Origin of the sequence: Terribacillus jepli (assembly GCF_047228925.1) — a bacterium.
In the GTDB taxonomy this organism is placed as follows: domain Bacteria; phylum Bacillota; class Bacilli; order Bacillales; family Amphibacillaceae; genus Terribacillus.
In genome coordinates this window covers 21294-36967 of record NZ_JBFEGH010000001.1, presented here as the reverse complement: position 1 = coordinate 36967, position 15674 = coordinate 21294, and the positions used below count along the sequence as shown (strand labels likewise).

The window sequence follows — 15674 nt, the reverse complement described above, 5'->3', positions numbered from 1 at the left end:
ACAGAAAGGACCTGAGCATGCATATCCAAGAGCTAACGCTTACGCATTATCGGAATTACGATAAGCTGCAGCTGCAATTCGACGATAAAGTGAACGTGATCATCGGGGAAAATGCACAGGGCAAGACGAATTTGATGGAGGCCATCTACGTGCTTGCCTTTTCCAAATCGCATCGGACACCCAAAGATAAAGAACTTATCCAATGGGACCAAGATTATGCTAAAATAGAAGGGAACATCCTGAAGCGGAAACAGCGATTTCCGCTCGAAATCGTTTTATCGTCCAAGGGGAAGAAAGCAAAACTGAATCATTTGGAACAAAAACGCCTAAGTGATTATATCGGGGCGCTCAATGTCGTCATGTTCGCTCCTGAGGATCTGAACTTGGTGAAAGGCAGTCCGCAGATTCGCAGGCGTTTTATTGATATGGAGATCGGCCAGATTCAGCCAGTCTACATCCACCATCTTGGACAATATCAAAAAGTATTGAAGCAGCGGAATCATTTGCTGAAGCTTCTCCAGCGGCGCCAAGCTGATCCGACCATGCTTGACGTGCTGACGGAGCAGCTGATCGAGCATGCTGCCATCATTTTAGAGAAACGTTTCCTCTTCCTCGGATTGCTCCGTAAATGGGCACAGCCCATCCATAAGGGAATCACGACGGGACTGGAGACACTTGATATAGAATATCTTTCCAATCTGCACGTATCAGAAGAATCCGATAGGGAAACGCTGAGAATAGCTTATGAGGAGAAATTCTCTGAATTACGGACGCGTGAAGTGGAAAGAGGGACAACACTAGCAGGCCCCCATCGCGATGACCTGTCTTTTTACGTGAATGGGAAAGATGTTCAGGCTTTCGGTTCACAGGGGCAGCAGCGTACGACGGCTTTGTCGCTGAAGCTTGCCGAGATCGAGTTGATCTTCAGTGAAGTCGGAGACTATCCGATTCTTTTGCTGGATGATGTCTTGAGTGAACTCGATGACAGCAGACAGTCCCACTTGCTCGAGACGATACAAGGAAAAGTCCAGACCTTTGTCTCGACGACGAATGTATCAGGAATACAGCATGAAACATTGAAACAGGCAGAACTGTTCACGATAAAATCAGGGAAGCTTGTGAGTGAATCAGGAGGAGTCTGATGTTCATTTCGATCGGTTGGAATAATATCGTCAGGGCTGAAGAGGTTGTGGCTATCCTGGAATATGGACAAGCGGCTAAAACAGTCGATCCCACTCTGGCAGAAAACGATGAAGCGGAAGATGCATCGGCTAAATCTATCATTGTCACCACTGATCTGATCTATTCAAGTCCGTTATCAGTGCAAACATTGAAGAAAAGGGCAGATACATCGGTTCCGAGAATGATAGAAGAAGATAACCTATAAAGAATGCAGGTGATTGAAATGGCAATGGAAGATAAAATGCCTGAAGAACAGTTGTATGATGCAGATCAGATACAGGTACTTGAAGGGCTGGAAGCAGTTCGTAAACGTCCTGGAATGTATATCGGGTCTACAAGTGAACGCGGTCTGCACCACCTTGTATGGGAGATTGTTGATAATAGTATCGATGAGGCACTTGCAGGGTATTGTGACCATATCAAAGTGATCATCGAAGAAGATAACAGCATCACTGTGGAAGATAATGGACGCGGTATCCCCGTAGGTACCCATGAGAAGACCGGCCGACCGGCAGTCGAGGTCATCATGACCGTCCTGCACGCTGGCGGTAAGTTCGGCGGCGGAGGCTATAAGGTATCCGGTGGTTTGCACGGAGTAGGTGCATCAGTCGTGAACGCTTTGTCCACACATCTGGATGTAACAGTCCACCGTGATGGCAAGATCCATGAACAGAGCTTTGAGCGCGGTGTTCCGCAAGGAGATCTCAAAATTACTGGTGAATCCGACAGAACGGGTACGATCACACATTTCAAGCCGGATCCGGAGATTTTCACGGAAACGACTGCATATAACAAAGAGACTTTGCTTGTCCGAATCCGGGAGCTTGCCTTCCTGAACAAAGGATTGGCAATCAGCCTTGAAGATAAGCGTGAAGAAAACCCAGAGCGCATCACCTTCCATTACGAGGGCGGTATCCGTTCTTATGTGGAGCATCTCAACCGCTCCAAGGAAGTATTGCACGAACCGTTTTATGCAGAGAATACAGACTCTGAAATCACTGTAGAAATCGCTTTGCAATACAATGACGGGTACACAAGCAGTATCTACTCTTTTGCAAATAATATCCACACGTATGAAGGCGGAACGCATGAAGCTGGTTTCAAATCCGGCCTGACACGTGTGATCAACGACTATGCCCGCAAGAACAATATGTTCAAAGAAAACGATCCGAACCTCTCCGGCGATGATGTACGGGAAGGTTTGACTGCTATCATATCCATCAAGCATCCGGATCCGCAGTTCGAAGGGCAGACGAAAACAAAACTCGGTAATAGTGAAGCCCGTCAAGTAACGGATGCGGCATTTACAGAGCTATTTTCCAAATTCTTATTCGAAAATCCAGATACAGCCCGGATCGTTGTTGAAAAAGGGCTGATGGCATCCCGGGCCCGGATCGCGGCTAAACGTGCGCGCGAGCTGACACGACGTAAGGGTGCACTCGAAGTGAGCAGCTTGCCGGGTAAACTGGCTGACTGTTCTTCCAAGGATGCTTCCATTAGTGAATTGTACGTCGTAGAGGGAGACTCTGCCGGTGGTTCAGCGAAACAGGGACGCGACCGGCATTTCCAAGCCATCTTGCCTTTACGCGGAAAGATCATCAACGTGGAAAAAGCGAGATTGGACAAGATTTTGGCCAATAACGAAATCCGAGCCATGATCACAGCCCTTGGAACGGGGATCGGAGAGGACTTCGACATTTCCAAGGCACGCTACCATAAGCTGGTCATCATGACGGATGCGGATGTTGATGGTGCCCACATCCGGACATTGCTGCTGACGTTCTTCTATCGTTACATGCGTCCATTGATCGAGAATGGTTTTGTGTATATTGCACAGCCACCACTCTACAAAGTACAGCAAGGGAAATCAGCTTATTACGCTTATAATGATCGGGAACTAGAGCGTGTGATGAGTGAGATTCCTAAAGTACCAAAACCAGGACTCCAGCGTTATAAAGGTCTTGGGGAAATGAATGCAGCACAGCTTTGGGAAACGACTATGGATCCTGAGAATCGGACATTGCTTCAAGTAAGCTTGGCTGATGCGATCGATGCAGACCAAATTTTTGATGTCCTGATGGGTGATAAAGTCGAGCCGAGACGAAATTTCATACAAGAAAATGCACAGAACGTGCAGAATTTAGATATTTGACCATAGATTGGTTCCGGCAATTTGACAGGAGGTTTTCGCATGGCGGATGAATTACGTCCAAGTGTGCAAGAAAGAGATATAAGTCAGGAAATGCGTACGTCCTTCCTTGACTATGCAATGAGCGTTATCGTAGCGCGTGCCTTGCCAGATGCGCGAGACGGCTTGAAGCCGGTTCATCGCAGAATCCTTTATGCATTGCATGATCTGGGGATGCATGCTGATAAGGCATATAAGAAATCGGCCCGTATCGTCGGGGAAGTAATCGGTAAGTACCATCCGCACGGAGATTCCGCTGTGTATGAAGCGATGGTTCGTATGGCGCAGGATTTCAGTTATCGCTATATGCTCGTGGACGGCCACGGGAACTTTGGTTCTGTGGACGGCGACTCAGCGGCAGCAATGCGATATACAGAAGCACGTATGTCCAAGATTTCCATGGAACTGCTGCGCGATATCAACAAGGATACAATCGATTATGGCGATAACTATGATGGCTCCGAGAAGCAGCCGCTCGTATTGCCAGCCCGTTTCCCGAACCTGCTCGTGAATGGCGCTTCCGGTATTGCGGTCGGTATGGCGACAAATATTCCGCCGCATAACCTGAACGAAACAATTGACGCGGTTTTGGCCCTTAGTAAAAATCCGGATATCACGATCGAGGAATTGATGGATGATTATATCTTCGGACCGGACTTCCCTACTGCAGCTCAGATCCTGGGCCGAAGCGGTATCCGCAAGGCTTATGAAACAGGCCGCGGATCGATTACGATTCGTGCAAAGACAGAAATCATCGAGCATGACAATGGCAAGTCAACCATCCTCGTGAAGGAACTTCCTTATCAAGTGAACAAAGCACGACTTGTCGAGAAGATTGCCGAGCTTGTCCGTGATAAGCGTATCGAGGGAATTACAGATTTGCGGGATGAATCCGACCGTAACGGTATGCGTGTCGTGATCGAAGTTCGTCGGGATGCGAACCCGAATGTCATCCTGAATAATTTGTACAAGCATACAGCTCTGCAGACATCTTTCGGGATTAATATTCTTGCCCTTGTGGATGATAAACCGCAGATCCTTAACTTGAAACAGACACTGAAACATTATTTGGACCATCAGCAAGTCGTCATCCGCCGCAGAACGGAATTCGATTTACGCAAAGCGGAAGCCAGAGCGCATATCCTGGAAGGATTGAGGATTGCACTTGATAATCTGGATGAGATCATCAGCCTGATCCGTGGTTCCCAAACAACGGATATTGCCCGTGATGCTTTGATGGAACGTTTCGAGCTTTCTGACAAGCAGGCACAAGCAATTCTTGATATGCGACTGCAGCGCTTGACTGGCTTGGAGCGTAACAAAATCGAAGATGAGTACCAAGAGCTGGTTAAGCTTATCGCCGAGCTAAAAGCAATTCTTGCTGATGAAGAGAAAGTACTTGAAATCATTCGTGAGGAATTGACTGAAATCAAGGAACGCTTCGGTGATGAACGCCGTACCGAAATCGTTATCGGCGGTACCGACTTCATTGAGGATGAGGCACTCATCCCGGAAGAAAATGTCGTCATCACATTGACACACCAAGGATACATCAAACGTCTGCCTTCCTCCACTTACCGCAGTCAAGGACGCGGTGGCCGAGGTATCCAAGGCATGGGGACAAATGAAGATGACTTCGTTGAGCATCTTATCTCCACCAGCACGCATGATACGATTCTGTTCTTCACGAACAAAGGGAAAGTTTATCGTGCCAAAGGGTATGAAGTACCTGAATTCAGCCGCACTGCAAAAGGAATTCCGATCATCAATATGCTGGAAATCGAGAAAGGCGAATGGATCAATGCTTTGATTCCAGTGAAGGAATTTGCTGATGATTGGTTCTTGGTGTTCACGACAAAACAAGGTATATCCAAACGGACGACGCTCTCCCAATTCGCCAATATCCGCAGGGGCGGTCTTATCGCATTGAACTTGCGTGAGGATGACGAGTTGATTTCCGTTCGGATGACGGATGGTCATAAACATATCATGATCGCGACGAAGAATGGTTATCTGATCCGCTTCCCAGAGGAGCAAATTCGACCAATGGGCCGTACAGCTGCCGGTGTCAAAGGGATAACCTTGCGTGGGGATGATGATTCCGTTGTATCGATGGATATCATCGATGAAGGCGTGGATATCCTCAATGTTACCGAAAAGGGCTTCGGAAAACGGACACCTGAATCGGAATATCGCATTACGAATCGAGGCGGTAAAGGGATCCTAACATCTAAAATCACAGATAAAACTGGTCAGATAGTTGCAGCTAAACCAGTTACTGGTGAAGAAGATATTATGATCATCACCGTTTCCGGTGTGTTGATTCGGATGCCTGTTTCCAGTATTTCAGTCACCGGTCGGAATACACAAGGTGTCATCCTGATTCGTATTCAGGAAAATGAAGCAGTAGCTACTGTTGCCCGGATTGATAAAGAACAAGAAGAAGAAATCGAAGCTGTTTCTGGTGAAATGCTGGAAGAACCAGTGGAAACAGAGACAGACGATCCGGAACAAGTTTGATAAAAAGCATTCCCGCTCCCATAGTGGTGGGAATGCTTTTTTTACATAACTTTTTGGATGAAAGGATGCGGAATATGATCGTCTCAGCCAACCAACTCGTCGCTGGCTGTATCGTAACAGCCGATGTAATGGGCAAAAGCGGCACGCCACTCATAAAAAGTAAGAAAATACTGACTGATAAGGATATTTTCTATTTGCAAAAGCTGCTCGTGAAGGAAGTGACGGTTGCCAGTCATTTGTCTGATGGCAATGCGTTTACTCCTGAGAATGGGCCTGTTGTAAGCAATCCACAAACGGTAACAGAAGTACATTTCCTTGCTGCCTATGAAAAAGCTGTTAAAGGCTATCAAAATAACGTAAATATGTGGAAGTACAGCAGTGCTCTAGATGTCCCGCTGCATCGACAGCAAATTCTTCCTGTCCTGGAGCAGGTCAGCGAATGGGAAGGCAATGTTTTCAATCTGCCTGCATACCGGAGGCAGACTGATTACCTGCCAGAGCATGCAGTAGGCACAGCTGTTCTTGTGGCGGCTGTATTGCAAAGAGCGAGTTTCCCTGAAGCTGACATAAAGCAAATCGGCCTGGCTGCATTCCTGGCTGATTGCGGTATGTCCAAACTAAAACAGCCGTACCATACCCAGAAACATCGACTTAATGACATGGACATGATCGATGTACAAAAGCATCCCACTTTGTCTTATCGAATGGTTGAGCAGGCGTCCATCCTTTCTGCCAAAGCGAAGCTTGCCATCCTCCAGCACCATGAACGAGCAGACGGAGCTGGTTATCCGCTGCGATTGCCGAAGGAGAAGATACATCCATTTGCCAGTCTCCTTTCCATATGCGATACATATCACGCTCTGATTTCCGATCGCCCTTATCAAGCTGCTGTATCGCCGTATGAAGCGGTCGATATCATCCTGGAAGAACAATTCAAACGTTTCGATCCGGCAATGACCCAGTATTTTGTCCAGGCATTTGTGGATGCCCAGCAAAATACAAAGGTGAGGTTATCCTCCGGGGAGATGGCAGAGGTCGTCTTTACGGATAACAATCATCCGACAAGGCCAATGGTTCGCGAACAAAAGACGGGGCTAGTCAAAGCTTTGAAAGATATGCCGCATATACGCATCAAAGAAATCATTTGAAGCACGCTGACTAGCGTGCTTTTTTAATATCTTGAAAATGCTTGAGCATATACGATCCTATCAATATAGGGAATTTATCCGCAGTGACTTCCAGAAAACGCATAATGAGCGGATACTCATTGCGTCGATTGATATGCAGTAAATCCGTCCACCATTCCGCCTCATAGCGGCATATCATGCTTAAGTTGTAAGAAAGTGCATAATGGGCCATACACTCATGAAAGCCGCTCCAATGGCTTTGCTGGACAAAATAGTATTGCTGGCTTATCGGATTGAAAAAAAGCGGCCCAGCTGATTGCCAGAGGGTATCTGGCAGCTGAATGGCAAGCTGGGCATGCCCTGTTACCTGGTAGGAGTATGATTGCAGGAACTCCAAAAAGCGACGTTTGGTATATTGGAATTCGTCGAGTATGCGATCCGGCAGTATGATAGTATCTTTCTCACAGCTTGCTTCGATCAGGCTCTGTTTTTCCTGCTGTAAGGAAAGGAGATCCTGCAGTTCGGGAATGAGCCGCAGCATATCTCCCATGGATACCTTTTTGACAGTCGGGAACGCCCGTCTGCACACATAGCGGGAGAAATACGGGAATAAGCCACGCTGCTGCAGCATAACCTCATCCAAGCTGAACTGATAGTCACGTTTCTTTCGTTTCCTGGTTGAGAGTCCATGTGCCAAATCTGCTGTGGACTCCGGATAAGCAGGGCGCGTCAGGAGCAAACTTGCTTTCATAAAATGGGTCATTCCGTAAAATAATAAGACAGGTTTCATCAATAACGGGGCTTTTTTTCCATAGGAATAATAGGACTTGCCGTGTTCCAGATAGGCAAGGAAAGCGGATATGTTCTGATAGCTCCGTGTTTCTGCATCTGGAATATCAAGATATTGGTAGCTGTTTTGCAAAAAGGAAAGGGCTGCATCCTCTGCTTCGAGATAAGAAAAGAAGGTGGATACGTTTTCATCATGCATACAGAATCCTCCAGTGATTTTTACGTGCTCATATAGTTGAAAAACCGCGCATCTTGGCGTATTGTAAGTAGAAATAGGTTTTAATAGCAGTATTTTAACCATATATAAACATTTCATGATAAAAGGAGGATACACATGCGGGAAGACAAGTTTACAAAAGAGGGTTTGACTTTTGATGATGTCTTGCTTGTACCGGCAAAATCAGAAGTGCTGCCACGTGATGTGAAGTTCCAAACAAAATTGACGAAAAATATCACTTTGAACATTCCATTGATCAGTGCAGGGATGGACACAGTAACAGAGGCAAGCATGGCGATTGCCATGGCTAGACAGGGTGGTCTTGGTATCATCCACAAAAACATGTCCATCGAAGAGCAAGCTGAGCAGGTGGATCGCGTCAAACGTTCGGAAAGCGGCGTTATCACGGACCCATTCTTCTTATGCCCGGAAAACCAAGTATTCGATGCAGAGCATTTGATGGGCAAATTCCGCATTTCAGGAGTGCCAATCGTGAACAACAGAGAAGAGCAGAAGTTGATCGGTATCCTGACAAATCGCGATCTTCGTTTCGTACAGGATTACTCCATCGCGATCTCCGATGTCATGACGAAGGAAGACTTGGTGACAGCACCTGTTGGCACTACGTTGGATGAAGCTGAGAAAATCCTTCAAAAGCATAAGATCGAAAAGCTTCCGCTTGTCGATGGAAATGGTGTACTGAAGGGTCTGATCACGATCAAAGATATCGAGAAAGTGATTGAATTCCCTAATTCTGCCAAAGATAAACATGGCCGCCTATTAGTCGGGGCTGCTGTGGGGGTTACTGGTGATGCAATGACGCGTATCAGCAAATTGGTCGAAGCTGGTGTTGACGTACTTGTTGTGGATACTGCTCACGGTCATTCAAAAGGCGTTTTGGAGCAGGTGAAAGCAATCAAGGAGAAATTCCCAGAGGTTGATTTGATCGCAGGTAATGTAGCAACTGCAGAAGGTACTCGTGCTTTGATCGAGGCTGGTGCCGATGTAGTCAAAGTCGGTATCGGACCAGGATCCATCTGTACAACGCGTGTCGTAGCTGGTGTCGGTGTACCGCAAATCACTGCTGTTAATGATTGTGCAGTCGAAGCTGACAAGCATGGTGTCTCCATCATTGCTGATGGCGGAATCAAGTACTCTGGCGATATTGCCAAAGCGATTGCTGCAGGCGGACATGCTGTCATGCTCGGAAGTATGTTTGCAGGCACGACGGAAAGCCCTGGGGAAACGGAAATCTTCCAAGGCCGTCAATATAAAGTGTATCGCGGAATGGGTTCTGTCGGTGCGATGAAGTCCGGCTCCAAAGACCGCTACTTCCAAGGTGAAACAGAAGAAGCGAAAAAATTGGTACCAGAAGGCATCGAAGGCCGTGTCGCATACAAAGGCGCCCTTTCTGATACAGTGCATCAGCTGCTTGGCGGTTTGCGTGCAAGCATGGGCTACTGTGGCGCCCCTGACCTTGCTTACTTCCGTGAGAATACACAGTTCATCCGGATGACTGGTGCAGGATTGCGTGAAAGCCATCCGCATGATGTCCAAGTTACAAAAGAAGCACCGAACTATTCCATCAACTAATTCAAACATACTCGAGACGACGCCAAAATCGGCGTCGTTTCTTTTTTATAGTACATAATCTAACAAATTAACAGATTTTTTTCAATAGAAATAATATTGTAATAACAAGAAGGATTTGCTACCGTTATGGAGAATTGATATAGCTTAAGGGGGAGATGAATGTATGAAGATGAAAAAATCACTTTCTGCGGTAATCCTTATGACGTTATTGGCACTCATACTTAGTGCTTGCGGAGGGGGGACAGCCGGCAGTTCAGGGGATTCCGGTGGTGACGATGGGGGACAGCAGTTCATCACGCTGCTCACTGGCGGAACGGAGGGTACATATTACCCGCTGGGAGGAAGTATTGCAGAAATTCTTAATTCCAATGTTGATGATGTAAAAGCAACAGCTACATCGACTGGTGCATCTGTTGAAAATATGAATAAGTTGAGTGAAGGCAACGACGATATTGTTGCATTCAGTCAGACTGATATTGCTGCCTATGCCTCAGAAGGAACGCTGATGTTCGATGGCAAAGCAATAGATAATATACAGGCCATTGGTTCCTTGTATCCGGAAACGATCCAGATTGTCGCTACGGAAGACAGTGGCATTCAATCCGTGGAAGATCTGAAAGGGAAGACTGTTTCAATCGGTGCACCTGGTTCGGGAACGAATGCAAGTGCGGAAGATATCCTCGGTATCTACGGTTTGACTGTGGATGATATCGAGGCGCAGAATCTGGATTTCGGTGAATCGACAGCTGGTATGCAGGATGGTACGATCGATGCTGCATTCATTACAGCTGGTACACCGACAGGAGCGGTAGAGAGTCTATCGGCTACGACTCCGGTTACGATTGTCGGACTGGATGAAGATAAAGTGAGTCAATTGATCGAAGAGAAGCCTTATTACGCGCCTTACACGATTGAAGCTGGAACATACAGCTTGGAGGAGCCTGTTGAAACGGTTTCTGTAAATGCAATGCTTGTCACGACAGCAGGCATGGATGAGGAACTTGTTTATAACATGACAAAGGCATTGTATGAAAATACAGGAGATATCGGCCATCAAAAGGCAGAGTTCATCAAAGCAGAAACAGCTGCTGATGGTGTAAGCATTCCATTTCACCCAGGTGCTAAGCGCTATTTGGAGGAAGCAGGAGTGGAACTGCCTTCTTCCTGATTGAATACTAAAAAACGCCGGTAGCTTCTTTACCGGTGTTTTTTTGCAAAAAGCAGGTGTGTGGGTTATGCGAATTCGTATCATTCTTCTTCTGATCAGTCTGATGACCATGGTACTGCTTGTTTTGTACATATTTGTACCCTTTAGGCATATAATCGCCTGTAATGATCTGCAGAGTGATCAGCTTCTTGCTTATTTGCCTGTCGAGGATGAAGCGCATGTGAGTATCCGATATACCCATTCGATTCATCGTTCCGATGTTACAGAAGAGTATACAATCAAGCGGACGAGATTATATCCGTATCAGCTTGTCTATGAGGATACTGCCGTTGGCATGCCAGCAGATGCCAACCCAGGAGAGACATTCGAAATGAAAGATGGAAAGTATTATATACGGAATATGAAAGGCTATCAGGAGGCGCTTAACCTGACAATAGGAGAAGTGGTGGCGAATCACCAGCTGGTCTATCAGGGACATAGCTATTCTTTACAGGAAAATATCGGACCAGGTGTCTCCATCAGAATCCAAGCAGAATACACAAGTCTATGGAACCTATGGAAGGGAGAACGGCTTGAATGAACGATAAAGCGATGAACAATGACATATTATCGGAACAAGAACAACAGCAGCTGATCGAGAAATATGATAGCGAATCGAATTTCAGGAAACTTGCAGGCATCATGGGTGCAGTCGTTTTTTTTCTGTTACTTGCATTCTCGATTTACCAGCTTTATACGGCTACATATGGAAATGTACCAACGCAGATACATCGATCTGTCCACTTGGGATTTGGGCTTGTCCTGATTTATTTATTATTTCCGGCAAGGCGAAAGAGCAAGGATAAACGAATTGCCTGGTACGATTATATCTTAGCTGCCCTGGGGTTTTATGTCGGTGCTTATTGGCCGGTCATGTATGACAACATCATTGCCCAAGGCGGACAAATGACGACATTGGATTTCGCTACTGGTGCGCTAGCAGTCCTGCTCGTCCTGGAAGCAACCAGACGAACTGTTGGACTACCTATTGTCATCATCGCCATTCTTTTCATGGCATATGCTTACTGGGGCAGGCAGCTGCCTGATTTCATCGTCCATCCTGGAGTGGACATCGATACACTTGTAAACTCGCTATTCTTCACGACAGAGGGCATGCTCGGTACGCCGATCGGTGTTTCGGCAACCTATATTTTCCTCTTCCTTTTATTTGGTGCATTCCTTGTGAAGACGGGAGTTGGGCAATATTTCAATGATCTTGCTTTACTTGTTGCCGGGAGGAGAATCGGAGGCCCGGCTAAGGTTGCCATTTTCTCAAGTGCACTGCAAGGAACGGTCAGTGGAAGTTCGGTGGCAAATGTGGTTACATCAGGATCCTTTACCATTCCAATGATGAAAAGACTTGGCTATTCCAAGAACTTCGCAGGTGCTGTAGAAGCATCTTCTTCCACGGGAGGCCAAATCATGCCGCCTGTCATGGGTGCAGCTGCCTTCTTGATGGTCGAATTCATTGGTGTGAGCTACTGGACGATTGCCAAAGCAGCAATCATCCCGGCAATTCTTTACTTTGCCGGCATTTGGATCATGACGCACTTTGAGGCAAAGCGTACTGGTTTGAGAGGACTCAAAAAAGAAGAGCTTCCGAATAAAAAGGAAGTACTCAGTAAGCTTTATTTGCTGCTGCCTATCCTGGCGATGATTTTCTATCTAAGTTCCGGGCTCAGTATTATGCGTGCAGCCTTATATGGAATCGTCACATGTGTACTTGTTGCCTTGATCAGAAAGGAAGTTTACCGTCATCTGTATCCGATCGTATTTGTAGTCGTACTGGCTGCTTATTTGATCTATGGCGCTGTAACCGGCGGAATGTCCATCGAGAATGGCTTAATCATAGCAGCACTTGCAACTGTCGTTGTCAGCTATTTCTTTGACCGTAACTTCATGGAGACGATCGAAGCACTGGTCGATGGTGCCAGATCTGCCCTGAGCGTAATAGCAGCAACAGCTGCAGCTGGTATCATCGTTGCAGTCGTAACAAAAACAGGACTTGGTCTAAGCCTTGCCAACAGTTTGGTCGGCCTGGCGAATGAACAGCTATTGCTGACGCTGTTCTTTACGATGATAGCTTCCTTGATTCTTGGAATGGGTGCGCCGACGACAGCCAACTATATCATCACGTCGACGATAGCAGCACCGGCAATCATTCTACTAGGCGTAAACGATTTGCCAGCGCATATGTTTGTTTTCTACTTTGGTATCATGGCTGATATTACACCGCCCGTTGCATTGGCTGCTTTTGCAGCTGCCGGCATGTCTGGCGGAAAACCGATTGCTACCGGAGTTATATCTACAAAGCTGGCCATAGCGGCCTTCATCATTCCATACATGTTTGTTTTTGCGCCGGAACTGCTTTTAGTGGGCACGTCTAATTATTTGGAAGTGGCTTGGATATTCCTCACTGCCTTCCTTGGGATGATCGTCATTGGAGCAGGCATGATCGGTTACTGGTTCCGCAAACTTTATTGGCCTGAACGCCTCGTTGCAATCGCTGCGGGTCTAGCTTTGATTTATCCAGGAGTTTGGATCAGTATAGCTGGTCTTGTTGTTTTCGCAGCGCTGATTGCTGCCCAATATATGTATAAACGTTCTGAAATGAATCAGCCGGTTGCAAGCTGATGTGAAAGCTGTCCTATATCAGGGCAGCTTTTTTTCTTTATTCATAACGGGTATAGGTCTGATACAATGACCTGGAGGTGGATTGGTATGGCAAAACAACTTTTTGATAATGACTGGCAGGAAATCCTGCAGGATGAATTTGAAAAAGACTATTACAAGGAACTGCGAAGCTTTTTGAAGGCAGCATATCAAGAGCGGACAATCTATCCGGATATGAACCATATTTATGAAGCGTTGCAAGTGACGTCATTTGCAAATACAAAAGTAGTCATCTTGGGACAGGATCCTTATCATGGACCGAATCAGGCGCATGGTCTCAGCTTCTCGGTGCAGCCGGAGGTTGCAATACCGCGATCACTCGTCAATATTTACAAGGAACTGGCGGATGATATCGGCTGCCCGATCCCATCCCATGGCTATCTGAAAAAGTGGGCAGAACAAGGTGTGCTGCTTTTGAATACTGCTTTGACGGTAGAAGCACATCAAGCAGCTTCCCACCGAGGAAAGGGCTGGGAGCATTTCACGGATCGCGTGATTGAATCATTGAATGAGAAGCGGGATCCTGTTGTATTCATCCTTTGGGGAAAACATGCCCAGGAGAAGCAGAAGCTGATTGATATGAAGAAGCATTATACGCTGACATCGGTCCATCCAAGTCCATTATCTGCAAGGCGCGGATTTTTTGGTAGCAAGCCATTTTCCAAGACGAATGAGATATTAGAAAATAATGGATTGAAGCTGATTGACTGGTGTATTCCAGACCTGTGAACAAAATATAGAATCGGTATAAAGTACGTTCCCCTCTAGCTATCGTCTGTGGTAAAATAGCGGGGATGCACAGTATCGATTCTATTTTTTGTGGAGGTAGGAAGACTTTGAAACATCTTTTGAAAGCATCGATGATCGGTTTGCTCGCGATGCTGATTACGTTTAACACTTTTCTAGCAAAGCCACTAGACACACAAGCTGCGGAAGGCTTGGATATTAAAGCGGAATCCGCAATTCTAATAGACGCCAACTCTGGCGAAATATTATATGCGAAGCAGGCAGATCTCACTTTACCTCCAGCAAGTATGACCAAGATGATGTCGGAATATCTTATCTTGGATGCAATCGCAGCAGGAACCATTTCCTGGGACACGACAACACAAGTAAGTGATTATGCGTACAGCATTTCTTCGAACACGGATTTCTCGGGTACAGGACTCACACAGAACAAGGATTATACGGTTCGCGATCTTTATAATGCGATGGCCATCAATTCTGATAACGCTGCAACGATTGTACTCGCCGAGCTGGTAGGCGGCAGTGAAACGGAATTCGTCAAAATGATGAATGAAAAAGCAGAAGAAATAGGCATGAAGGATTATAAATTCGTCAATGCTTCTGGTCTTTCCAACTCCGACTTGGGGGATGACCGACCGAAGGGCACGAACGTGAATGACGAAAACCTGATGACAGCAAAATCGACTGGTATCCTTGCTTACAACTTGATCAAAGATCATCCGGAAGCACTTGAGGTTTCCAGCGTTACACAAACGGATTTCGACGGCAAGACAATCACGAACTGGAACTGGATGCTTCCAGATATGCCTGGCTATTTGAAGGCATACGGCTATGAAGGCATGGATGGACTGAAAACAGGTCATACAGACGTAGCAGGCTACTGCTTCACAGGTACGGCTGAGCGTGATGGTCAGCGCTATATTACCGTAATCATGAAGTCTGATAGTGAAGAGGCACGTTTCCAGGAAACAGCGAAGCTGCTCGATTATGGTTTCAATCAGTTCAAACAGACTGAACTATACAAAGCCGGAACAGAAATCAAAGACCATGCTTCCGTCCCAGTAGCAAAAGGGAAAGAAGATAGTGTAGCCATCTCGACGAAAGATGCAGTTACCACTTCTGTGAAGAATGGTGAAGAAGATAAATACCATTTGGAATACAAAGTCGACGAGGACAAGCTCAATGCAGATGGCGAATTGGTTGCACCAGTGAAGAAGGGTGACAAAGTCGGAACTGCAACACTTGTCTATGATGGAGATGACCAAGGCAATATCAATGGCGGCTCTTACACTGTCGATGTCGTGGCATCCGAGGATGTAGAAAAGTCCAACTGGTTCATGCTCTCCCTGGGAGCAATCGGTGACTTCTTCGCCGGCATCTTCACCAGCGTAGCAGACACAGTAAAAGGCTGGTTTTAATTAAGAAAAGCGG

12 protein-coding genes are annotated in these 15674 nt (G+C 46.4%); 11 read left to right on the top strand and 1 reads right to left on the bottom strand.

All coding sequences use genetic code 11. The features are described from left to right. Positions 1 to 17: 17 nt before the first annotated feature. The 5 genes from recF to AB1K91_RS00170 all read left to right on the top strand — a co-directional run bounded on the left by recF (position 18) and on the right by AB1K91_RS00170 (position 7038). Positions 18 to 1142, top strand: a complete 1125-nt coding sequence (gene recF / locus AB1K91_RS00190; RefSeq protein ID WP_413087327.1) for a DNA replication/repair protein RecF — start codon at positions 18 to 20, stop codon at positions 1140 to 1142. Further along, the gene (gene remB, locus AB1K91_RS00185) at positions 1142 to 1387 is read left to right on the top strand and encodes an extracellular matrix regulator RemB (RefSeq protein WP_413087326.1); all 246 of its coding nucleotides are present in this window, start codon (positions 1142 to 1144) and stop codon (positions 1385 to 1387) included. The genes recF and remB overlap by 1 nt, the downstream gene beginning before the upstream one ends. Positions 1388 to 1405: 18 nt before the next feature. Further along, positions 1406 to 3334 (top strand): DNA topoisomerase (ATP-hydrolyzing) subunit B, encoded by a 1929-nt coding sequence (gyrB, locus tag AB1K91_RS00180; RefSeq protein ID WP_413087325.1) that lies wholly within the window; start codon positions 1406 to 1408, stop codon positions 3332 to 3334. Between the two features lie 39 nt (positions 3335 to 3373). Then, complete coding sequence (gene gyrA, locus AB1K91_RS00175) at positions 3374 to 5890, top strand: DNA gyrase subunit A (protein ID WP_413087324.1); 2517 nt, start codon at positions 3374 to 3376, stop codon at positions 5888 to 5890. A gap of 74 nt (positions 5891 to 5964) precedes the next feature. After that, complete coding sequence (locus tag AB1K91_RS00170) at positions 5965 to 7038, top strand: HD-GYP domain-containing protein (protein WP_413087323.1); 1074 nt, start codon at positions 5965 to 5967, stop codon at positions 7036 to 7038. Positions 7039 to 7048: 10 nt separating this feature from the next. Here the strand turns inward: AB1K91_RS00170 and AB1K91_RS00165 are convergent, their stop codons facing one another. Then, entirely contained in the window at positions 7049 to 8005 is a 957-nt protein-coding gene (locus AB1K91_RS00165; RefSeq protein WP_413087322.1) for a YaaC family protein, read from the bottom strand. 135 nt (positions 8006 to 8140) lie between these two features. Between AB1K91_RS00165 and guaB the strand changes: the two genes are divergently transcribed. The 6 genes from guaB to AB1K91_RS00135 all read left to right on the top strand — a co-directional run bounded on the left by guaB (position 8141) and on the right by AB1K91_RS00135 (position 15661). Further along, positions 8141 to 9616, top strand: a complete 1476-nt coding sequence (guaB, locus tag AB1K91_RS00160; RefSeq protein WP_413087321.1) for an IMP dehydrogenase — start codon at positions 8141 to 8143, stop codon at positions 9614 to 9616. Positions 9617 to 9779: 163 nt separating this feature from the next. Beyond that, on the top strand, positions 9780 to 10784 hold the full coding sequence (locus tag AB1K91_RS00155; RefSeq protein WP_413087320.1) for a TAXI family TRAP transporter solute-binding subunit: 1005 nt from the start codon (positions 9780 to 9782) through the stop codon (positions 10782 to 10784). Between the two features lie 67 nt (positions 10785 to 10851). Beyond that, positions 10852 to 11364, top strand: coding sequence for a DUF1850 domain-containing protein (locus tag AB1K91_RS00150; RefSeq protein WP_413087319.1), 513 nt, complete (start codon positions 10852 to 10854; stop codon positions 11362 to 11364). Continuing rightward, positions 11361 to 13457: a TRAP transporter permease gene (locus AB1K91_RS00145; RefSeq protein ID WP_413087318.1), complete on the top strand. Its 2097-nt coding sequence runs from the start codon at positions 11361 to 11363 to the stop codon at positions 13455 to 13457. Before AB1K91_RS00150 ends, AB1K91_RS00145 begins: the two co-directional genes overlap by 4 nt. Positions 13458 to 13544: 87 nt before the next feature. Continuing rightward, positions 13545 to 14225, top strand: a complete 681-nt coding sequence (locus tag AB1K91_RS00140; RefSeq protein ID WP_413087317.1) for a uracil-DNA glycosylase — start codon at positions 13545 to 13547, stop codon at positions 14223 to 14225. A 107-nt stretch (positions 14226 to 14332) separates the two neighbouring features. After that, positions 14333 to 15661 (top strand): serine hydrolase, encoded by a 1329-nt coding sequence (locus tag AB1K91_RS00135; protein ID WP_413087316.1) that lies wholly within the window; start codon positions 14333 to 14335, stop codon positions 15659 to 15661. Positions 15662 to 15674 lie beyond the last annotated feature (13 nt).

Coding starts and splice junctions, on each gene's coding strand:
- gyrB (WP_413087325.1), top strand. CDS start 1,406: ATGGCAATGGAAGATAAAATGCCTGAAGAACAGTTGTATGATGCAGAT.
- AB1K91_RS00140 (WP_413087317.1), top strand. CDS start 13,545: ATGGCAAAACAACTTTTTGATAATGACTGGCAGGAAATCCTGCAGGAT.
- AB1K91_RS00165 (WP_413087322.1), bottom strand. CDS start 8,005: ATGCATGATGAAAACGTATCCACCTTCTTTTCTTATCTCGAAGCAGAG.
- guaB (WP_413087321.1), top strand. CDS start 8,141: ATGCGGGAAGACAAGTTTACAAAAGAGGGTTTGACTTTTGATGATGTC.
- gyrA (WP_413087324.1), top strand. CDS start 3,374: ATGGCGGATGAATTACGTCCAAGTGTGCAAGAAAGAGATATAAGTCAG.
- remB (WP_413087326.1), top strand. CDS start 1,142: ATGTTCATTTCGATCGGTTGGAATAATATCGTCAGGGCTGAAGAGGTT.
- AB1K91_RS00155 (WP_413087320.1), top strand. CDS start 9,780: ATGAAGATGAAAAAATCACTTTCTGCGGTAATCCTTATGACGTTATTG.
- recF (WP_413087327.1), top strand. CDS start 18: ATGCATATCCAAGAGCTAACGCTTACGCATTATCGGAATTACGATAAG.
- AB1K91_RS00145 (WP_413087318.1), top strand. CDS start 11,361: ATGAACGATAAAGCGATGAACAATGACATATTATCGGAACAAGAACAA.
- AB1K91_RS00170 (WP_413087323.1), top strand. CDS start 5,965: ATGATCGTCTCAGCCAACCAACTCGTCGCTGGCTGTATCGTAACAGCC.
- AB1K91_RS00150 (WP_413087319.1), top strand. CDS start 10,852: ATGCGAATTCGTATCATTCTTCTTCTGATCAGTCTGATGACCATGGTA.